Raw genomic sequence first — 18391 nt, 5'->3', positions numbered from 1 at the left:
GGCCACCCCTCGGATGCTCAGCCCGTTGAGGCAAGCGCGGTTTTCTGAGGTTCTGGATTTCTTGGCGGCGGGTGCATTTTTCCACTTGCAGCCTTGGGCGAGAGCCAATAGATCATCCCTCACCCAAGGACGCGGGCGTAGCTCAGGGGTAGAGCATAACCTTGCCAAGGTTAGGGTCGTGAGTTCGAATCTCATCGCCCGCTCCAAATTTTCTTAGCCTTATCGGGATGAGCGGCAGGTCACAGCGTGACCGGCCGGGTAGATTTGGGCGGAAGTCCGCGCCGGATCGGACCCGGCAGCGGATTTCGGCACGCGGCACTGCGTCAGCGCAAGACCCAAGACCCCGGACCTTGCCCAAGTGGGGTTGGAGTTCCCCCGGTTTGACGGACACTTTTCACTGATGAAGAAGAGTGTTTTTCATGCCGGGAACGCGGAACCCGTAGCCTGCGGAGTTCAGGGATCAGATGGTCACGCGGGTGCGCATTGGGCGCAGGGTTGATAGTTTGGCGCGGGCGTATGAGCCCTGCGCCGCCATGATCGCGGTTGATCACATCCTGCGTCAACTTCGACGCGAGGTGAGGCCGTTTCGCCAGGAGCGCGATATCCTCTCAAAGGCCGCGGCCTGGTTTGCACAAGACAACGTGACATCGCGGAGGTCTTCGAGTTCATGACCGCGAACCAGGCCGCGCATTCTGTCCAGATGATGTCGCGCAGGCTGGGGATGTCCCGCAGCGGGTTCCATGCCATCACAGCCGCCCGCCGAGCGTCTGGCGGGTTGCCGACGAGAGGCTGAGCAAGCCGGTCGCAGCAATCCATGAAGCGTCGAAGGAGACCTGTGGGGCACCCCGCATTCACGCCGAGCTGGCCGATGAAGGCATCCAGGTCGGCCGGAAGCGTGTCGAGCGTCTATGCTAGCCAACGGCTTGAGAGGCGTTCGTCGCCGCAAGTTCGTGACCCCCACGGAGCGCGATCCAAGGGGACGCCCTGCCGCCGATCTGGTTACCGCAACTTCTATGCCGATGCGCCGAACGTGCTGTGGGTTCGCGGGCAGCCGGATGTTGCAAGGGCTGCTGGTCCGGGAGGGCTTCAAGGTCGGGCGGTTGCATGTCGCGACGCTGATGAAACACATGGGCGTCGCGGCACTTTGCGTCACACCGCATGTCGCCCGGAAAGCGAGACATTCAGCAATCGATGGCCGAACCACCCGGCACGAGGGCCACGCCCAGCCCCTGAAGCCCCGAAAGAAGAGCGAGGAAGCGTTCGGATGGGCCAAAACCGTCGGCGGCATGGCTCGGACCATGGATCGCGGCGTCGAACGGGTCCGGTCGCGGTTCATTCGCTCGACCTGGCCGCCAACAACCTCGCCAGGCCACCCCGGTTGCGTGCCCCATGACGCGGAGAGACGGCCCACGGGGCATATATCGAGCCGCGGGAATCGCGATCAGGCGAAACAGCCCTGATGCGGGGACAGCGTTCCTGAAAAGGGACTGTTTTCGGCACCCTGTTAAAGAAAGCTCTGCGGGTCGATATCCACCGATAGCCGCACATCCTTGGGCAGGGTCAGCGGCCCCAGCCAGCGGGCAATGGCCTCCTGGATCGGTGCGCCTTTCGGGGCCTTGACCAGCAAGCGCACCCGGTGGCGTCCCCGCACCCGGGCAATCGGCGCCGGGGCCGGGCCAAAGACCTGGGCACCGATGGCGCGCAGCGCCGCATCATTGCGCGCCAGATCGGCGCCGATCCGCATCGGCAGGCTGGCTTCCGGCCCACTCAGCACCAGCCCGGCAAGACGGCCAAAGGGCGGCATCCCGATGGACCGGCGGCTGTCGGCCTCGGCCTGCCAGAATTCCTCTTCCTTGCCGCCCAGGATGGCGCGAATCACCGGGTGATCGGGTTGGTGGGTCTGCATCAGGGCCGTCCCCGGCCGGTCGGCACGCCCGGCCCGGCCCGACACCTGGCGCATCAGTTGAAAACTGCGCTCGGCGGCGCGCAGATCTGCGCCTTGCAGCCCCAGGTCGGCGTCGATCACCCCGACCAGGGTGAGCAGCGGAAAGTTATGGCCCTTGGCGACCAGCTGGGTGCCGATGATCAGGTCGGCGCCGCCATCGGCAATCGCCTCGATCCGCTCTTTCAACGCGCGGGCGGTGCCGAAGAGATCCGAGGACAGGGTGGCAATCCGGGCCTCGGGAAATACCTCGGCCGCCTCTTCGGTCAGCCGCTCAACTCCGGGGCCGACCGGGGCCAGGCGCCCCTCGGCCTGGCACGACGGACAAATCTCGGGCATCGGTCGGCTTTCGCCGCATTGGTGGCAGACCAGCCGTTTCAGGAACCGATGTTCGACCATGGCCGCGTCGCACTGCTCACAGCCGATCTTTTCGCCGCAGGCGCGGCAGATGGTGACCGGCGCATAGCCGCGCCGGTTCAGGAACAGCAGGGCCTGTTCGCCCTTTTGCAGCCGGTCATTGACCGCGTTGCGCAGGGTCGGAGAGATCCAGCGTCCGGCCTCCAGCGCCTCGTGGCGCATGTCGATGGCGTGCATCTGCGGCAGCACCGCGCCGCCAAACCGGCTTTCCAGATCGAGGCGCTGGTATTTGCCCGCCTCGGCATTGGCCCAGCTTTCCAGCGACGGTGTCGCCGAGGCCAGCACCACCTGCGCGCCGGTCAGCGAAGCGCGCAGCACCGCCATGTCGCGGGCGTTGTAATGCACCCCCTCCTCCTGCTTGTAAGAGCTGTCATGTTCCTCATCGACGACGATCAACCCGAGGTCGCGGAACGGCAGGAACAGCGCCGAGCGGGCGCCGACCACCAGTTCGGCGCCGCCCTGCCCGACCATCTTCCAGATCCGGCGGCGTTCGGTCATCGTCACCCCGTGGTGCCATTCGGCCGGGCGGGCGCCGAAGCGCGCCTCGACCCGGGTCAGGAATCCCGCCGTCAGCGCGATTTCCGGCAACAGCACCAGCGCCTGACGGCCCTTGGCAAGGCAGGCGGCGACGGCTTCGAGATAGACCTCGGTCTTGCCGGAGCCGGTGACCCCACGCAGCAGCGTGGTGCCATAGGCACCGGCCTCAATGCCGCGTCCCAGCGCGGCGGCGGCGGCGGTCTGATCCGCGGTCAGGGGCTTGCCCGCCCGCGCCGCGTCGAGCCGGGCAAACGGCTGGTCGCGCGGCGCGGTTTCCTCGCGCACTGCCCCGGCCTTGATCAGCCCCTTGACCACCGAGGACGAGGTGCCCGCCGCCTCGCAGAGCTCGCGCATCGTCACCGCCGCATCGCCGCTTTCGGCCAGCGCGTCCAGCACCCGGGTCCGCGCCTCGGTCATCCGCGCCGGTTCACCGTCGCCAAGCCGCAGGACCACCCGCATCGAGGGCGGGTCGGTCAGCCCCGGTGCCCGGGTCGCCAGCCGCAACATCGCCGGCAACGGAGTCAGGGTATAGGCGCCGGCACGGGTCAGGAAGTCGCGCATCTCGTCGCGCATCGGGGCGACATTCAGCACCCGGGTGACCGGCCGGATCTTGGCCAGGTCGAAATCGCCGCGCCCCGGCCCCCAGACCACCCCCAGCACCTGGCGCGGTCCCAGCGGCACCTGCACAAAGGCCCCCAGCGCGCAGCCGCCCTCGGGCGCCCGGTAATCCAGGGTCCGGTCCAGCGGCTGGGTGGTCAGAACGGCGACAAGATCGTCTTCAGCAAAATGGTTTATCATGGGACCCGGAAAAGGTTATGTACTTCTACCTCGCCCTGCCGCGAGGTAAGGTCAAGCTTGCTGCCGCCGGGTCATGTCTACGCTTGCAGCCTCAGAAAATCTTGAATGTGTGTCGTTCATGCAGAGCGTCTCAAGACGGATGTCTAAATTTTTCTGCGGCTTTCGGCCCATTCTGCAATCCCCGCGCTAACTTTGCTGCTATTATTCTTCGGATTAGATTCGGAGGGTCCAATGCGCACGATAACTTCTCTCTTCATACTGACAATGATCAGCTCCACTGCGGTCCATGCCCAAAGCCTGATATTGGTCGACCCACAAACTGGCAAATATCTGGGGAACCTCAACTCCAACCCGTATGATCCAAATAGCGTGGCTAACCCATATGGACAATATGGAAGCCCGTATAGTTCCGATAGTATTAACAACCCATACGGCCAATACGGTTCGCCATACGGTTCCCAGAGCGCCCGAAATCCCTATGCCACCCAAGCGCCTATCATAGTTAGCCCCTCGAATAATTACGGCGGCTTTTCCAATTATAGCGGTTACTGACAATAATTTTGTTAATTGGACAATGTGCGCGCATGTTCCTTCGGCAATCGTTAACATTGGCTACTGCATCTAGGTTCCCGGCGCCGTCACAGGTGCGGGGTTTCGGAGGCTCAGCTTATCGGCTAACACGGGGGCAAGTCCAACCCGCCGGAGGCTCCGCTCATGAAATTCTTTGTCGACACCGCCGAGATCGACGCGATCCGTGAACTGCATGCTTTGGGCATGGTCGACGGGGTCACCACCAACCCCTCGCTGATCATGAAATCAGGCCGCGACATCCGCGAAGTGACCAAGGAAATCTGTGATCTGGTCGATGGTCCGGTCAGCGCCGAAACCGTGGCGCTGGACGCCGAGGGCATGATCGCCGAGGGCCGCGAACTGGCCAAGATCGCCGACAATATCGCGATCAAGGTGCCGCTGACCTGGGACGGGCTGAAAGCCTGCAAGGCGCTCAGCGACGAGGGCCGGATGGTCAATGTCACCCTGTGTTTCAGCGCCAATCAGGCGCTGCTGGCGGCCAAGGCCGGCGCGACCTTTGTCAGCCCGTTCATCGGACGATTGGACGATATCAACCTCGACGGCATGGATTTGATCCATGACATCCGGGTGATATATGACAATTACGGCTATGAGACCCAGATCCTCGCGGCCTCGATCCGCAGCGTCAATCACATGTCCGAAGCCGCCAAGATCGGTGCCGATGTCGCCACCGCCCCGCCAAACGTGATCAAGGCGATGGTGGCACATCCGCTGACCGACAAGGGGCTTGAGGCCTTCATGGCCGACTGGGCAAAAACCGGTCAGAAAATTCTCTGATCCTATCACCCTTGGTCGGGGCGCAGGCGCAACACTTGCCCCCGGTTCCGGATGGGCCGCCATTTTGCCTGCGCAATTGCCGTCCGGCTCTGCTAGTATCTGCTCAAACAAAAAAATGCAGATCAAGACAGGCAGTTTATGACCAATCCAGTGAAAATCGACGATGACCTGCGCGAGCAGATCATCGACCAGCCTGACGTTATCCTGAACGATCAGGCCCTGATGCGCGCCCTGGTGGCCGCCAATGAACGCACCATGGGCGGCAATGTCGTCGATCTGCGCGGTATCGCGATGGAACGGCTGGAGGCCCGGCTTGACCGGCTTGAGGACACCCACCGTTCGGTGATTGCCGCCGCCTATGAGAACCTTGCGGGCATGAACCAGGTGCATCGCGCGGTGCTGCGGATGCTGGACCCCAGCGATTTCGAAACCTTCCTGCGCGACCTCGGCGGGGAAGTGGCCGAAATCCTCGGGCTCGATTTCGTCCATCTGGTGCTGGAGACCTTGCAGAACGAAGAAGACCCGGCCGTGCGCCGGATGGGCGCGGTGCTGCGGGTGGTCGAACCTGGCTTTGTCCATGATTATGTCGAACGCGACCGCAACGCCCCGGCGCGGCAGGTGGTGCTGCGTCAGATCGGTCAGGGCAAGGGCGATGTCTATGGCGACAATGCCGAATGGGTCCGCTCCGAGGCCTGCCTGCGGCTCGATTTCGGCCCCGGCCGCCTGCCCGGCATGCTGGTGATGGGATCCGAGGATCCGCATATGTTTTCACCCCAGCACGGCACCGACCTCCTGTCCTTCTTTGGCTGCGTCTTTGAACGCACGATGCGGCGCTGGTTGTCGTGAGCCTGATTTCGCCCGCCGCGCGTGACGCCCTGCAAGGGTGGCTCGACAGCGAACGGGCCCTGAAGGACGCCAGCGACAACACCATTACCGCCTATTCCCACGATCTGGCCGATTTCCTGGCCTTCATCGGCGCCCACAAGGGCGCGGCGCAGGGTCTGGGACCGCTGAAACAGATCAGCGTCACCGACATGCGCGCCTGGATGGCGCAGACCCGGGGCCAGGGTGTCGGTGCCCGGTCGCTGGCCCGCAAGCTGAGCGCGGTGAAGACCTTTTTCCGGTGGCTGGCCGAGCGCGAGGATTTCGATCCGACCGCGGTGCTTTCGGCCCGGGCGCCGAAATATCAGCGCAAACTGCCACGCCCGCTACAAGAGGATGCGGCGATCGAGATGATCGAGACCATCGCCCTGCAGTCTGAACAGAAATGGGTGCAGGCGCGTGACATGGCAGTGCTGACCCTGCTCTACGGCTGTGGCTTGCGGATCTCCGAGGCGCTGTCGCTGAGCGCCGCCGATCTGCCGCTGGGTGGCACCCTCAGGATCATCGGCAAGGGCCGCAAGGAACGGGTGGTGCCGCTGATCCGCCCGGCACGCGAGGCGGTCGAGGCCTATCTCGCCCTCTGCCCCTACCCTTGCCATGCCACTGATCCGCTGTTTCGCGCCATCCGTGGCGGTCCGCTGTCGGCCCGCGCCATCCAGAAGGCGATGGAACGGGCGCGCAACCAGCTCGGCCTGCCCGCCACCGCCACCCCGCATGCGATGCGCCATTCCTTTGCCACCCATCTGCTGAATGCAGGCGGCGACCTGCGGGCGATCCAGGAATTGCTGGGCCATGCCAGCCTCTCGACCACCCAGGCCTATACCGCTGTCGACACCGCCCGGCTGATGCAGGTCTATGCCGCCGCGCATCCGCGCGCCTGACCCGCGCCCGCGTTGATCCGCAATTTGTTTTCAGGCATGAGATGGCAATGACCCTGCGCGCCAAAGCCCTGAGCATCCATCTGCTGACCGCCTCTGGCGCGGTGTTTGCCATGCTGGCGATGCTGGCCGCGGTCGAAGACAAGTGGAGCCTGATGTTCCTGTGGCTGGTGGTGGCGTTCTTTGTTGACGGCATCGACGGCCCGCTGGCCCGACGCTACGACGTGGCCAGCAACGCGCCGGAATTCGACGGCACCCTGCTCGATCTGATCATCGATTATCTGACCTATGTCTTCGTGCCCGCCTTTGCGCTGTTCAAATCCGACCTGCTGCCGGGCTGGACCGGCTGGTGCGCGATCATCATCATCACCTTTGCCTCAGCCATGTATTTCGCCGACAAGCGAATGAAGACAAAGGACAATTCATTCTCCGGCTTTCCCGGATGCTGGAATATGGTGGTGCTGGTTCTGTTCGCACTGGCGCCGAACTTCTGGATCATTCTGGCGGTGGTCAGCCTGCTGGCGGCGGCGATGTTCATGCCGCTGAAATTCGTGCATCCGGTGCGCACCGAACGCTGGCGCTGGCTGACTTTGCCGATGGCGCTGATCTGGACCTATTTCGCCGGTTGGGCCGCCTGGGTTGATTTTCACCCCGAAAGCTGGGCGCATTCGGGGTTGCTGGTCAGCTCGATCTACCTGCTGTTTGCCGGAGTCGCGCAGCAGACCCTGCCGCGGCGCGCCTGACCGGCAGCCTATTTCAGCAAATAGGGCTGGCGCAGCCAGCGCCGCAATTCTTCGGTTACCGCCTCGGGCTGTTCGATGCTGGGCAGATGCCCGGCCCCGTCGATCACCGCCAGATGGCTCTGCGGGATCAGGTCGGCCATGAATTCATGGCGTTTCACCGGCGACAGATCGTCCTCGGCACCGCAGAGCACCAGCGTCGGCACCTTCAACCGGCGCAGGGTCGCCTGTTGGTCGCGCCGCCGTTGCAGCGCCCGGATCTGCCGCTCGATCAGCGCCGGGCCCAGTTCGGCGCCCATCGCCAGGAACAGGTTGATCGCCTCGAACCGGCCCGGTCCGGCGGCAAAGGCCGAAGGCGGCAGCGCCTCGCGCAGAGCCTCGTCCAGCTTGCCCGAGCGGAGCTTGACGATCAGCGGTTCGCGCGCCGCCGATTGCTGCGGCGTATCAGCCAGTGGCGTGGTCGACAGCAGCGCCAGCCGCTGCACCCGGTCCGGCGCGTGACGCAGGATTTCCATCGCCAGACATCCGCCCATCGACAGACCAAGCAGCGCGAATTTCGACGGCAACTGGGTCAGCAGGTTCGAAGCGATCTCTTCGATCCGCTCGCCCTGGGTCGGCAGGGCGATGGTGACTGGCCGATCCCGGCCCAGAGCGCGGATCTGCGCCTCGAACAGCCGCGCATCGCAGGCCATGCCTGGAATCAGCACCAGGGGTTCTGTCATCGCTGCCCTCCTCATTGTCGCGTCTGCGTCGCGCTTTGGCGTCAGCGTGCCGATCCCCGCTTCGAAAGCAAGGGGAACCTTGCCGCCCGCGCCACGAGACTCAGCCTTTGGCGCGCGTCAGCACCTCGGCGATCCGGTCGCTGAGCAGGCGCAGGCATTCAGGGTTGGAGAACCGGTGATCGGCACCCTTGACCAGCTCCAGATGGATGTCCGGCCCCTCGACCCTCTCCATCAGCCGCAGCGCCACCGAAAGCGCGACATCGGCATCGGCGGTGCCTTGCAGGAAATGCACCGGGAACGGCAGCGGCAGCGGGTCGCGCAGCACCAGATGATTGCGCCCGTCCTCGATCAGCCGCCGGGTGATGATATAGGGTTCGCCATACTCTGACGGCAGCGCCACCTGATCGACCATTTCCAGCGCCAGCCGCTGTGCCTTGTCAAACCCGGCCCACATGCTGTCTTCGGTGAAATCCGGCGCGGCGGCGATGGTCACCAGCCCCGCAATCCGCTCGGACATCCGCCGGGTCAGCAGCAGCGAGATCCAGCCGCCCATCGACGATCCGACCAACAGCACCGGTCCCTTCACCAGCGCCTCGATCGCCGCCTCGGCATCTTCGGCCCAGTCGCCGATGCAGCCCTCGGTAAAGGCGCCGTCGCTTTGGCCATGGCCGGAATAATCAAAACGCAGCATCGCCTGACCCCGGGCCCGGGCCCAGCCTTCCAGATGCAGCGCCTTGCTGCCCTCCATGTCGGATTTGAACCCGCCCAGGAACACCAGAACCGGCCCCTGCCCTTCGGTCAGGTGATAGGCCAGACGCCGCCCCTGTGGTGTCGTCAGGTATTTTGCATCCGCCATTTGCGACCTCCTGTGCTGCCGACAATATCTGCCATTGCCCGCCGGGATTGTCAGCCCTGCGTTGCGCGCGCTGGCAGGGCACCGCCGATAGCCACCTGCGTTCTATGGTCACGCTCGCGCGCAATTGGCCGCAGCCCGGCGCGCCACGCTTGACACCGTCAGCCGCGCGGATCAATGAAACCGGACGATATAACCCGCAACCGGGCGTTCCGTGGGCGCCAAACCGACGAGGAGGACAGATATGTCCCAGATCACCCTCACCTTCCCCGATGGCAATTCCAAATCCGTCCCCGCCGGAATCACCCCGGCCGAAGTGGCCGCGGGCATCGCCCCGTCGCTGGCCAAAAAGGCGATCAGCGCCACGGTGAACGGTGCCCATTACGATCTGCAATGGCCGATCGAGGCGGACGCCAGCATCGCCATCAACACGATGCAGGATGACGCGGCGGCGCTGGAACTGATCCGCCACGATCTGGCCCATGTCATGGCCCGCGCGGTTCAGGCGATCTGGCCGGACGTCAAGGTCACCATCGGCCCGATCCGCGATTTCGGCTGGTTCTATGATTTCGACCGCGAAGAGCCATTTACCCCCGAAGACCTCGGCGCCATCGAGGCCAAGATGCGGGAATTCATCAATGCCCGCGATCCGGTCCGGACCGAAGTCTGGGATCGCGCCCGGGCGCTGAAACATTACCAGGACAGCGACGAGCCCTATAAGGTCGAATTGCTGGCGCGGATCCCCGAAGGCCAGGACATTCGGATGTATTGGCACGGCGACTGGCAGGATCTGTGCCGGGGCCCGCATCTGCAATCGACGGGCCAATTGCCTGCCGATGCCTTCAAGCTGACCCATGTCGCCGGGGCCTATTGGCTGGGCGACAACACCCGGCCGATGCTGCAACGCATCTATGGCGTGGCGTTCAAGAACCGCAACGACCTCAAGGCGCATATGACGATGCTGGAGGAGGCCGCCAAGCGCGACCACCGCAAGCTGGGCCGCGAGATGGACCTGTTCCATATGCAGGAAGAGGCGCCGGGTCAGATTTTCTGGCACCCGAATGGCTGGACCATCTACTCCCAGTTGCAGGATTACATGCGCCGCCGGCAACAGGCCGATGGCTATGTCGAGGTGAACACGCCGCAGGTCGTCTCCCGCAAATTGTGGGAGGATTCAGGCCATTGGGACAATTATCAGGAAAACATGTTCATCGTCGAAGTCGACGAGGAGCATGCGCGCGAAAAGACCATTAACGCGCTGAAACCGATGAATTGCCCCTGCCATGTCCAGATCTTCAACCACGGTCTGAAATCCTATCGCGATCTGCCGATCCGCATGGCCGAATTCGGCTCGTGCAACCGTTACGAACCCTCGGGCGCGCTGCACGGTATCATGCGGGTGCGCGGCTTTACCCAGGATGACGCGCATATCTTCTGCACCGATGACCAGATCGAGGGTGAATCAAAGAAATTCATCGAATTCCTGGCCCGGATCTATTCCGACCTCGGGTTTGACAAATGGCGGGTGAAACTCTCCACCCGCCCCGAAAAGCGGGTCGGCACCGAAGAAAGCTGGGACCGGATGGAGGCGGCGCTGGCCAATGCCTGCAAGGCCGCCGAATATGACTATGAGATCTTTGAGGGCGAAGGCGCCTTTTACGCGCCCAAGCTGGAATTCGTGCTGACCGATGCGATTGGCCGGGATTGGCAATGCGGCACGCTGCAGCTTGATCCGAACCTGCCTGAGCGGCTGGATGCGGATTACATCGGCCCAGATGGCGAAAAGCACCGTCCCTTCATGCTGCACCGCGCGGTGCTGGGATCGTTTGAGCGCTTCATCGGCATCCTGATCGAAAACTCTGCCGGTCACCTGCCACTGTGGCTGGCGCCACGCCAGGTCGTGGTGGCCACGATCGTGTCGGATGCGGATGAGTATTGCCTTGAGGTGGTTGCGGCGCTGAAAGCCGCCGGCATCCGCGCCGAGGCCGATCTGCGCAACGAAAAGATCAACTACAAGGTCCGCGAACATTCGGTCGCCAAGGTGCCTTATATCCTGGCCTGCGGTCAGCGCGAGGTCGAGGATCGCAGCGTTTCGGTGCGCAGGCTGGGCGAGAAACAGACCGCGATGGCGACGCTCGACGAGATCATCGCGCGGTTGCGGGACGAGGCACTGCCGCCCGATATGAGCGCCTGAGGATCAACAAAACGCAAGGCGGGCCACACCCGCCTTGCCGCCCTCACCAGCGCAGCAGCCGCGATCCGGCCAGCGCGCCGATCAGGGTCGCCAGGAGGATCCCCAGCGAATACCAGGTGGCATAGAACAGCGGGGAATCTTCGTTGCAGAAGGTTGAATAGATCGTTGTCGCGAGGCCCGCAGCCGCCAGCCCGGCCAGCGCGCCACTGAACCCGGGGCGCACGGATGCGCCGCGCCGCATCGCCGCCAGCATGCCCGCCGTCAGCGGCAGCGACAGAATCACGATCATCGGCAGGCAGACCGGGATCGATTTGCCCTGCCAGAGCATGAACCGGCTGTCCGGCGCCGTCGTGACAAAGGCCCAGACGAACAGCCCAAGAGCGATTGCCGGCACCAGCCAGACCACCCGGGCGGGCAGGCCCAGCGGCACCGCAGGCCGTGCCGAGCGCAGCGCCAGCACCAATGCCAGCATCGCAAGACCCAGCGGCAGGAGCGTTTTTGCCGCCACCACCGGATCAATGATGCGCTCGGCCAGATCCGGGCGCGGGCCGAGAAAGAGGAAATACAGCACCACCGACACCAGTACTGCCAGTGGCAAAGCCAGCCCCACCCGCGTCTCAACCGAGGCAGCGGGGGCCGGGGCGGCCTCTGCCGCCAGCGCATTTATCAGGTCTTCGGTCTTCATTCGCGGGTCTCGTCTTTCGCTTCGGCCAGATCCTTTAGCCGGGTCATGGCACGGTGATAGGCCACGCGCACCGCCCCTTCACTCATTCCCAGGCGGGCGCCGACTTCTCCGGCGCTTTCGCCTGCAATGCCGACGGCGCGGACAATACCGGCCGATCTTTCGTCGATCCGGTCCAGCATCACGCCCAGATCGCGCACCGCCATGATCTCGCCCGATGCCTCGTCCGGCAGCACCTCGGCGACATCGTCCAGCGGCACCTGCGTCCCGCCTGTCCGCCGCTTGCGCCCGGCATCGGCGGTCTTGTAGCGGGCAATGGCGTAGAGCCATGGCGTCACCGGATCCGCCTCGCGCCAGGTGTGACGCTTGGCATGCACCGCAAGCAGGACCTCTTGCACGATATCTTCGATATCATCCGCGCCGCTGTCGCCTCTGCGGCCACGCACGACATTGCGGATCACCGGCGCGCATTCGGTCAGGAATAGCGCATAGGCTGCCCCCTCGCCCCGGTTGGCCCGGCGCAGGAGATCGCCCCAGCGGTCGTTGCGATCCATATTGCCTCTCTCCATTCGCGCTTGCCGCGCAAACGTTACAGTCTTCAATCCGAAATGTGCAAATACATCACCTGTTTGTGAGCAGCGTAACATTTCCACCGGTTGCCGCGAAGTGGTTAGCACGGACGCCACGACGGCGCCGATCCAACCGGAGGAACTTTTTTTATGAAACCCACCAACAAGGCCCTGATCGCCACCGCATTCGCCACCGCGCTGATCTCGATGCCGCACACCGCTGCTGCTGCCGAGAAGGAAAAATGCTATGGTGTCTCGATGGCGGGCGAGAACGATTGCGCCGCCGGTCCCGGCACCACCTGCGCCGGCACCTCCAAGGTCAATTACCAGGGCAACGCCTGGACCCTGGTCGATGCCGGCACCTGCACCACGATGATGCTGCCCGCGATGGAAAATGGCGAAGCCCGCATGGGATCGCTCGAACCGCTTGAGCGCGACCTGCCGATGAACGGCTAAGGTCATTTCGGTGCGTCTCCCCTCGGGGGCGCACCGAATTTCACACTGCATTTCTTTCTGGGGAGGTTCTGCCATGCTCGACCGCGCGTTTCCAAACGATCTGCCCGCCCTGCCGGGTGTCGGATACAAGCCGCAGCATTATGCGTCGATCATCGCTGACCCCGCCCCGGTTGGCTGGCTGGAAATCCACGCCGAAAACTACATGGGCGACGGTGGCCGCCCGTTGGCGCAGCTGCGTCACCTGGCCGAGCGCTTTCCGATCTCGGTGCATGGGGTCGGGTTGTCGATTGGCGGCGACGGGCGGCTTGACGCCGATCATCTGGCACGGCTGAAACACCTCTGCGATTGGCTGAACCCGGCGAGTTTTTCCGAACATCTGGCCTGGTCCACCCATGACAGCGCCTTTCTCAACGACTTGCTGCCGCTGCCCTATACGGACGCCACCCTGACCCGGGTTGCCGATCATGTTGATGAGCTGCAGGCGGTTCTGGGCCGCCGGATCCTGCTGGAAAACCCGTCAAGCTATCTGGCCTTTGCCGAAAGCCACTGGTCGGAAACCGATTTCCTGCGTGAAGTGGCGCGGCGCACCGGCTGTGGACTGCTACTGGATGTGAACAACGTGTTCGTGTCGGCGACCAACCTGGGCCTCGACGCCCGCGCCTATATCGCCGATTTCCCGCTCGATCAGGTCGGTGAAATCCACCTCGGCGGCCATGACGAGGATCACGACGATCAGGGCCGTCCATTGTTGATCGACAGCCACGGCGCCGAAATCGCCGACCCGGTCTGGACGCTGCTGGGCGAAACTCTTGCGCTGAGCGGCCCACGCCCGGTTCTGGTTGAATGGGACAATGACGTGCCGGACTGGCCGGTGCTGGCGGCCGAGGCCAGCCGCGCCGCCCGCGCGCTGGACCCGTTGACTAAGGTGCCAGCATGAGCACCCAGACCGACTTTCGCATGGCGCTGCTCGATCCCGACCGCCCTGCCCCGCCAAATCTGCAAGACGGGCGCGGCGGTGCCGCCGGACGTCGCTTTGCGGTCTATCGCAACAATGTCGCGGTCTCGCTGGGCGAGGCGCTGGAGACCGGGTTTCCCACCGTCGCCAAGCTGCTGGGCGAACAGAATTTCCGTGGCATCGCCGCGCTGTTCCTGCGTGCCACCCCGCCGCAGAGCCCGCTGATGATGACCTATGGCAGCGGCTTTGCCGATTTCCTCGCCGGCTTCGCGCCGGTGCAGCATCTGGGCTATCTGGCCGATGTGGCGCGGCTCGATTACGCGATGCGACTGTCCTATCACGCCGCCGATGCGCAGGCCCTGGCGCCCGAGGCCCTGCAAACCCTGATGTCCGGCGATCTCAGCGTCGCGCGGCTAACGCTGGCCCCGGCACTGCGGCTGATCCGCTCGGACTGGCCGCTGCATGCGATCTGGCGCTTCAATCACGACGATGGGCCGGCGCCCGCCCCCCGCGCCGAGGCGGTGCTGATCACCCGGCCAGAGTTCGATCCGGTTCCATGGGTGTTGCCGCCGGGCGGCGCCGTGTTCATCACCGCGATCCTCAACGGCGCGACGCTGGGGGACGCCTTTGAAGCGGCCAGCACGGACACACCCGAATTCGATCTGTCGGCGCTGCTGGCGTTGTTGATCCAGGACCAATGCATCACCGGCATGGAGAGCCAGACATGAGACATTTCAACCAATTCGCCGCAGCCCTGACCCGGGTCGAGCCGCTGCTGGCGACCCTGGCTCGCTTTGTCTTTGCCGCCGTGCTGCTGCGCTACTTCTGGGCCTCCGGCCTGACCAAGCTCGGCGATGGGCTGCTGGGCATCTTCAAACCCTCGCTCGGTGCCTATGCGCAGATCTTCCCGCGGCAGCTGGAGGCGGTCGGCTATGACACCGACCAGCTTGGGCTGTTTCACTGGGCGGTGGTGGTGGCGGGCACCTGGGCCGAATTCCTGCTGCCCCTTGCGGTGGTTCTGGGCCTGTTCACCCGGCTTGCAGCGCTGGGGATGATCGGTTTCATCACCGTGCAGAGCCTCACCGACCTCTTTGGCCATGGCGGCCTCGCTCATCTCGAAACCTTTGGTGCCTGGTTCGACCCGGCGGCGGACAGCGCCATCCTCGATCAACGCGCCTTGTGGATTTACTTGCTGATCGTTCTGGTGATCAAGGGCGGCGGCTGGCTGGCCCTGGATCAGGCAATATTCAGAAATGCGCCTTTGGTTCATCCGGACGCCCGGCGGCCAGTGCCATAAGCCCGGCCACCGCACAGAATCCCATCGGGAACAGGGTAAAGACATTGACCCCGAAGCCGACATACATCCCCGCCGCCGAGGCGATCAGCAACAGCCCGCCCCAGAGCGCGCGCACCTTGGCCATCCCGGCCCCGGCAATCGCCAGCAGCGGCGACAGGAACGACGCGGCGCGGATCAGATCGACATTGCCGACCTGTTCGAACAGCCCCTCGACCTCGCCAAAGCGGTCAATCGCCTCGGTATAGCCATAGCTGGCCATGCCGACGACCAGCCCCAGAAGCCCGCCGATCAGCCCCAATATCAATGCCGCATTGCGCATCTCTCTGTGTTCCTTTCCGCCGCCAGCTTCTAGGGCAGCAGCGCCTTTTGCACCGCCGCGCCCCATCCCAGATAGAGCCTGCCTTGGGTTTCGATAAGGGGGCGTTTCATCAAAGTCGGATGCGCGAGGATCAAGTCACGCAGCGGCCGCGCCCGTTCGGAGGTGCCCAATCCGCGCCAGGTGGTCGAGCGGGTGTTCAGCAAATCCTGGCCGAATGCCGCCTCGGCCCGCTCCAGCAGACCCGGCGGAAAGCCCTCGGCGCGGATGTCGTGCAACCGCGCGTTTTGCAGCGATTTCAGTGCCTTTCGGCAAGTATCGCAGGTCTTGATGCCATAGATGATCATATTGCCCTCAACTTCAGCCATCGCAGAAATAGCGGGCATTGCTGGGGCCTGCACCCTACTTTTGCTTGATTTTTACAACGGGATTGCAATCTTGGTGCGGTGACCCTGGCCGTTTCCACTCCGGCTGCTTGCAGTCGGCGGTCCTGATCCGGCTGGTGTCTGCCCCCCGATTTCCGGTGGGCTGCAGTCAGAAGTCAGAAGGAGAAACGGAATGCCGGTTGGCACCGTGAAATGGTTTAACACCACCAAAGGGTTCGGGTTCATTGAGCCCGAAGATGGCGGCAAGGATGTGTTCGTGCATATCTCGGCCGTGGAAAGGTCCGGTCTGACCGGGCTGGCAGACAATCAGAAAGTTCAGTTCGAGCTGCTGGATGGGCGCGACGGCCGTAAAATGGCGGGCGATATCAAGCTGCTGTAAACAGATACGCGGGTGATCAGGCCGGATTGCGGTCCAGAACCTGCCACTCCTCGCCCATGGCGATGATGCACGAGGTGCCGCTGGCGTCGCTCACGGCCAGCGTCCAGTTGTCATTCGCGCCGGTCCAGAGCTTGATCACCTGTTCCGGTCCGCGTGGCCCGATGGCTGTGCGCTCTGAGCGCATCCGCCCCGGCAACCGCTGTGCAAACCGCTCGCGGGTCTCGCAGATCACCTCGGCAACCGGGCTGATCGGTTGCAACGGGGTGGCCATCGCGGCAAGGCAGATCGGCAGGGCGCCCTGCCGAAAACCGGGTTTCGGCAACGGTAAACGGGCGCCCAAGGGCGCCCGTATTCCGTTAAACTGCGATCCGATCAGCCGCGCGGCGACTTCGATCCGTCCCAATACCCCTCGGGCGATTTCGACCCGTCCCAGGTCGATTTCTGCCGATAGACCCGACGTTGCGACACCGGGTGCTGCTTCATCGAGGTATAGGACACCGACTGGTTCGGGACGCCACAGCAGATGACGCCGCCCAGAACGATCGGTTGCAGGCCCGCAGGGCAGTAATTCGCCGAGGCCTGATAGGGATAGAGCTTGGCATCCATCGCCATCGCAGGCGCGGCGGAGAGGGCAAGGCAGGCCAGCCCGGCGCCGAACAGGAATTTCTTCATCACATGGTCCCCCAATGCGCAATCCCGCCCCCAACGGACGGATTTGTTCGGATGCAGGGTATCGGCTGCGGGGTTTCGGTCAAGGTGCTGAACGGAAACAATTCGTTTCATTCTGAGGTTGTGCGGGCAAGCCCACAGTCAAACGCCACGCCGATGCCACAGCCCGATCCGATCCGCGCAGACCAGAGGGTCGCGCCCGGCCCGGGGTGGGCGCTCGCGCCCGCCCTGGGGGCGGGTCGGGCGCGACCCGGTTCGCAGGCGAACCGGGAGTGAGATGCCTTTTCAAAAACTGAAGTATCGAGCAACCTTCGGCTCAATGCGAAATTCTACCCCAAAACCCCCTCAAACTCCCGCCATTCGCGTTTGCTCATCCCGGAATTCTCGGCGGTCACCTCTTCGCCTTTCAGCATCCGCCGCAGGCAGTCCATCATCTGCGCTGACATGGTGACCGATCCCAGCCGGTAATCCTCGAACGCCTTATAGGCGAAGGGCACCCAATCGGCGACCATTTCACAGATCGCATCGGCATAGACCCGGATTTCGTATTGCGCATGGGCATCGGCGCGCAGGCGCAGGAAATGGAACAGGTTGTGCAGATCGACCTTCCAATACCATTGGGTATAGATATTGGCCGGCAAGTTCATCCGCGCCAGCTCGCGGGCCAGCCCCTGCTGACCCTCGTCGGAAATCATCGCCGCGTAATGGTCATAGGCGCGCATGGAATCGGTTTTCAGCCAATCGAGGACACGCGCCGCTTCCGCGCCCTCCAGCAGCTCTCCGCGGCCCTGGTTGTTCACCACCGATTGCGCGTTCAGCGCATCCGGGGCGGGGATATAGAATTCGCGGTCGAGGATCGAATAGCGGGCGGAATATTCGTTCACATTGGCGGTGCGGTGGCGGATCCACTGCCGGGCGACGAACACCGGCAGCTTCACATGCAGCTTGACCTCGCACATTTCAAACGGCGTCGAATGCCAGTGCCGCATCAGGTAACGGATCAGCCCTTCGTCATTCTGCACCGACTTGGTGCCCTTGCCATAGCTGACCCGCGCCGCCTGACAGATGGCGGCATCATCGCCCATATAGTCGATCACCCGGACAAAGCCGTGATCCAGCACCGGGCGGGCGGAATAGAGATGCGCCTCCATGCCCTCGGACACGGCGCGCAGGGTCTGGCGCGGGCGGGCGCGCTGCGCGTCGATCTCTGCCTGGGCCTCAGGGGTCAGGGTCATGGCGAATCCTTTCTGCTCCAACACGGCGAAGCCGCAGTATATAGCAGTTGGCCCACATTTGAATGCCATATGCGGTAGGGATTTTCCGCCGCACCTTGGCGCATTCCAAACCGGGC

At 63.8% G+C, this 18391-nt stretch carries 21 protein-coding genes, 1 tRNA gene and 1 pseudogene; 13 read left to right on the top strand and 10 right to left on the bottom strand.

The features are described 5' to 3' along the window. Nucleotides 1-131 precede the first annotated feature (131 nt). The 3 genes and pseudogenes from P1U48_RS00970 to P1U48_RS00965 all read left to right on the top strand — a co-directional run. Nucleotides 132-206 (top strand) — tRNA-Gly (locus tag P1U48_RS00970). A 583-nt stretch (nucleotides 207-789) separates the two neighbouring features. Further along, nucleotides 790-915: an IS3 family transposase gene (locus tag P1U48_RS18155; protein WP_366142858.1), complete on the top strand. Its 126-nt coding sequence runs from the start codon at nucleotides 790-792 to the stop codon at nucleotides 913-915. A gap of 227 nt (nucleotides 916-1142) precedes the next feature. Beyond that, nucleotides 1143-1393: pseudogene (locus P1U48_RS00965) on the top strand (IS5/IS1182 family transposase); the annotation flags it as partial. Between the two features lie 111 nt (nucleotides 1394-1504). On the opposite strand, the gene P1U48_RS00960 reads toward P1U48_RS00965, so the two are convergent. Continuing rightward, entirely contained in the window at nucleotides 1505-3694 is a 2190-nt protein-coding gene (locus P1U48_RS00960) for a primosomal protein N' (protein WP_301066300.1), read from the bottom strand. 714 nt (nucleotides 3695-4408) lie between these two features. Between P1U48_RS00960 and fsa the strand changes: the two genes are divergently transcribed. The 4 genes from fsa (at nucleotide 4409) to P1U48_RS00940 (ending at nucleotide 7565) form a co-directional block, all read left to right on the top strand. Continuing rightward, nucleotides 4409-5062 (top strand): fructose-6-phosphate aldolase, encoded by a 654-nt coding sequence (fsa, locus tag P1U48_RS00955; protein ID WP_301066299.1) that lies wholly within the window; start codon nucleotides 4409-4411, stop codon nucleotides 5060-5062. Nucleotides 5063-5200: 138 nt separating this feature from the next. Continuing rightward, a complete protein-coding gene (locus tag P1U48_RS00950) occupies nucleotides 5201-5908 on the top strand; it encodes a DUF484 family protein (protein ID WP_301066298.1) in 708 nt (235 codons plus the stop codon). After that, complete coding sequence (locus P1U48_RS00945; RefSeq protein ID WP_301066296.1) at nucleotides 5905-6825, top strand: tyrosine recombinase XerC; 921 nt, start codon at nucleotides 5905-5907, stop codon at nucleotides 6823-6825. The genes P1U48_RS00950 and P1U48_RS00945 overlap by 4 nt, the downstream gene beginning before the upstream one ends. A gap of 47 nt (nucleotides 6826-6872) precedes the next feature. After that, entirely contained in the window at nucleotides 6873-7565 is a 693-nt protein-coding gene (locus tag P1U48_RS00940; protein ID WP_301066294.1) for a CDP-alcohol phosphatidyltransferase family protein, read from the top strand. 8 nt (nucleotides 7566-7573) lie between these two features. Here P1U48_RS00940 and P1U48_RS00935 read toward each other — a convergent pair whose 3' ends face one another. Together P1U48_RS00935 and P1U48_RS00930 are read right to left on the bottom strand one after the other, a co-directional pair. Then, on the bottom strand, nucleotides 7574-8284 hold the full coding sequence (locus tag P1U48_RS00935; RefSeq protein WP_301066292.1) for an alpha/beta fold hydrolase: 711 nt from the start codon (nucleotides 8282-8284) through the stop codon (nucleotides 7574-7576). Nucleotides 8285-8384: 100 nt separating this feature from the next. Further along, nucleotides 8385-9140 carry an alpha/beta hydrolase gene (locus P1U48_RS00930; protein ID WP_301066291.1) on the bottom strand — a complete coding sequence of 252 codons (756 nt, stop codon included), beginning with the start codon at nucleotides 9138-9140 and terminating at the stop codon, nucleotides 8385-8387. A gap of 241 nt (nucleotides 9141-9381) precedes the next feature. On the opposite strand from P1U48_RS00930, the gene thrS reads away from it, so the two are divergent. Then, entirely contained in the window at nucleotides 9382-11331 is a 1950-nt protein-coding gene (gene thrS / locus P1U48_RS00925) for a threonine--tRNA ligase (RefSeq protein WP_301066290.1), read from the top strand. Between the two features lie 43 nt (nucleotides 11332-11374). On the opposite strand, the gene P1U48_RS00920 is transcribed toward thrS, so the two are convergent. After that, on the bottom strand, nucleotides 11375-12016 hold the full coding sequence (locus tag P1U48_RS00920; protein ID WP_301066289.1) for a DUF1109 domain-containing protein: 642 nt from the start codon (nucleotides 12014-12016) through the stop codon (nucleotides 11375-11377). Beyond that, nucleotides 12013-12567, bottom strand: coding sequence for a sigma-70 family RNA polymerase sigma factor (locus tag P1U48_RS00915; protein WP_301066288.1), 555 nt, complete (start codon nucleotides 12565-12567; stop codon nucleotides 12013-12015). Before P1U48_RS00915 ends, P1U48_RS00920 begins: the two co-directional genes overlap by 4 nt. A gap of 165 nt (nucleotides 12568-12732) precedes the next feature. Here P1U48_RS00915 and P1U48_RS00910 point away from each other — a divergent pair, with 165 nt between their 5' ends. The 4 genes from P1U48_RS00910 to P1U48_RS00895 all read left to right on the top strand — a co-directional run bounded on the left by P1U48_RS00910 (nucleotide 12733) and on the right by P1U48_RS00895 (nucleotide 15290). Next, nucleotides 12733-13038 (top strand): DUF2282 domain-containing protein, encoded by a 306-nt coding sequence (locus P1U48_RS00910; RefSeq protein ID WP_301066287.1) that lies wholly within the window; start codon nucleotides 12733-12735, stop codon nucleotides 13036-13038. Between the two features lie 73 nt (nucleotides 13039-13111). Further along, nucleotides 13112-13975 (top strand): DUF692 domain-containing protein, encoded by an 864-nt coding sequence (locus P1U48_RS00905; RefSeq protein WP_301066285.1) that lies wholly within the window; start codon nucleotides 13112-13114, stop codon nucleotides 13973-13975. Further along, entirely contained in the window at nucleotides 13972-14721 is a 750-nt protein-coding gene (locus P1U48_RS00900; RefSeq protein WP_301066284.1) for a DNA-binding domain-containing protein, read from the top strand. Before P1U48_RS00905 ends, P1U48_RS00900 begins: the two co-directional genes overlap by 4 nt. Continuing rightward, on the top strand, nucleotides 14718-15290 hold the full coding sequence (locus P1U48_RS00895; protein ID WP_301066283.1) for a DoxX family protein: 573 nt from the start codon (nucleotides 14718-14720) through the stop codon (nucleotides 15288-15290). The genes P1U48_RS00900 and P1U48_RS00895 overlap by 4 nt, the downstream gene beginning before the upstream one ends. Here the strand turns inward: P1U48_RS00895 and P1U48_RS00890 are convergent. Together P1U48_RS00890 and P1U48_RS00885 are read right to left on the bottom strand one after the other, a co-directional pair. Continuing rightward, nucleotides 15241-15609 (bottom strand): hypothetical protein, encoded by a 369-nt coding sequence (locus P1U48_RS00890; protein ID WP_301066281.1) that lies wholly within the window; start codon nucleotides 15607-15609, stop codon nucleotides 15241-15243. The genes P1U48_RS00895 and P1U48_RS00890 overlap by 50 nt on opposite strands. A 29-nt stretch (nucleotides 15610-15638) precedes the next feature. Then, entirely contained in the window at nucleotides 15639-15953 is a 315-nt protein-coding gene (locus tag P1U48_RS00885; RefSeq protein ID WP_301066855.1) for an ArsC/Spx/MgsR family protein, read from the bottom strand. Nucleotides 15954-16164: 211 nt separating this feature from the next. On the opposite strand from P1U48_RS00885, the gene P1U48_RS00880 reads away from it, so the two are divergent. Beyond that, nucleotides 16165-16371, top strand: a complete 207-nt coding sequence (locus P1U48_RS00880; RefSeq protein WP_301066279.1) for a cold-shock protein — start codon at nucleotides 16165-16167, stop codon at nucleotides 16369-16371. A 16-nt stretch (nucleotides 16372-16387) separates the two neighbouring features. Here the strand turns inward: P1U48_RS00880 and P1U48_RS00875 are convergent, their stop codons facing one another. The 3 genes from P1U48_RS00875 to thyX all read right to left on the bottom strand — a co-directional run bounded on the left by P1U48_RS00875 (nucleotide 16388) and on the right by thyX (nucleotide 18275). Next, the gene (locus P1U48_RS00875; protein WP_301066278.1) at nucleotides 16388-16774 is read right to left on the bottom strand and encodes a hypothetical protein; all 387 of its coding nucleotides are present in this window, start codon (nucleotides 16772-16774) and stop codon (nucleotides 16388-16390) included. After that, nucleotides 16744-17043, bottom strand: coding sequence for a hypothetical protein (locus tag P1U48_RS00870; RefSeq protein WP_301066277.1), 300 nt, complete (start codon nucleotides 17041-17043; stop codon nucleotides 16744-16746). The genes P1U48_RS00875 and P1U48_RS00870 overlap by 31 nt, the downstream gene beginning before the upstream one ends. Before the next feature lie 326 nt (nucleotides 17044-17369). Further along, nucleotides 17370-18275, bottom strand: a complete 906-nt coding sequence (gene thyX, locus P1U48_RS00865; RefSeq protein WP_301066276.1) for an FAD-dependent thymidylate synthase — start codon at nucleotides 18273-18275, stop codon at nucleotides 17370-17372. Nucleotides 18276-18391: the final 116 nt, after the last annotated feature.

This window comes from Pseudooceanicola sp., from assembly GCF_029213205.1.
GTDB lineage: Bacteria > Pseudomonadota > Alphaproteobacteria > Rhodobacterales > Rhodobacteraceae > Pseudooceanicola.
This window is presented reverse-complemented; position numbering and strand designations above follow the sequence as displayed.

Excerpts from the sequence above, each read along its gene's own strand:
- P1U48_RS00960 (WP_301066300.1), bottom strand. The coding sequence starts at position 3,694 with ATGATAAACCATTTTGCTGAAGACGATCTTGTCGCCGTTCTGACCACC.
- fsa (WP_301066299.1), top strand. The coding sequence starts at position 4,409 with ATGAAATTCTTTGTCGACACCGCCGAGATCGACGCGATCCGTGAACTG.
- P1U48_RS00950 (WP_301066298.1), top strand. The coding sequence starts at position 5,201 with ATGACCAATCCAGTGAAAATCGACGATGACCTGCGCGAGCAGATCATC.
- P1U48_RS00940 (WP_301066294.1), top strand. The coding sequence starts at position 6,873 with ATGACCCTGCGCGCCAAAGCCCTGAGCATCCATCTGCTGACCGCCTCT.
- P1U48_RS00935 (WP_301066292.1), bottom strand. The coding sequence starts at position 8,284 with ATGACAGAACCCCTGGTGCTGATTCCAGGCATGGCCTGCGATGCGCGG.
- P1U48_RS00930 (WP_301066291.1), bottom strand. The coding sequence starts at position 9,140 with ATGGCGGATGCAAAATACCTGACGACACCACAGGGGCGGCGTCTGGCC.
- thrS (WP_301066290.1), top strand. The coding sequence starts at position 9,382 with ATGTCCCAGATCACCCTCACCTTCCCCGATGGCAATTCCAAATCCGTC.
- P1U48_RS00920 (WP_301066289.1), bottom strand. The coding sequence starts at position 12,016 with ATGAAGACCGAAGACCTGATAAATGCGCTGGCGGCAGAGGCCGCCCCG.
- P1U48_RS00915 (WP_301066288.1), bottom strand. The coding sequence starts at position 12,567 with ATGGATCGCAACGACCGCTGGGGCGATCTCCTGCGCCGGGCCAACCGG.
- P1U48_RS00910 (WP_301066287.1), top strand. The coding sequence starts at position 12,733 with ATGAAACCCACCAACAAGGCCCTGATCGCCACCGCATTCGCCACCGCG.
- P1U48_RS00905 (WP_301066285.1), top strand. The coding sequence starts at position 13,112 with ATGCTCGACCGCGCGTTTCCAAACGATCTGCCCGCCCTGCCGGGTGTC.
- P1U48_RS00900 (WP_301066284.1), top strand. The coding sequence starts at position 13,972 with ATGAGCACCCAGACCGACTTTCGCATGGCGCTGCTCGATCCCGACCGC.
- P1U48_RS00895 (WP_301066283.1), top strand. The coding sequence starts at position 14,718 with ATGAGACATTTCAACCAATTCGCCGCAGCCCTGACCCGGGTCGAGCCG.
- P1U48_RS00890 (WP_301066281.1), bottom strand. The coding sequence starts at position 15,609 with ATGCGCAATGCGGCATTGATATTGGGGCTGATCGGCGGGCTTCTGGGG.
- P1U48_RS00885 (WP_301066855.1), bottom strand. The coding sequence starts at position 15,953 with ATGATCATCTATGGCATCAAGACCTGCGATACTTGCCGAAAGGCACTG.
- P1U48_RS00880 (WP_301066279.1), top strand. The coding sequence starts at position 16,165 with ATGCCGGTTGGCACCGTGAAATGGTTTAACACCACCAAAGGGTTCGGG.
- P1U48_RS00870 (WP_301066277.1), bottom strand. The coding sequence starts at position 17,043 with ATGAAGAAATTCCTGTTCGGCGCCGGGCTGGCCTGCCTTGCCCTCTCC.
- thyX (WP_301066276.1), bottom strand. The coding sequence starts at position 18,275 with ATGACCCTGACCCCTGAGGCCCAGGCAGAGATCGACGCGCAGCGCGCC.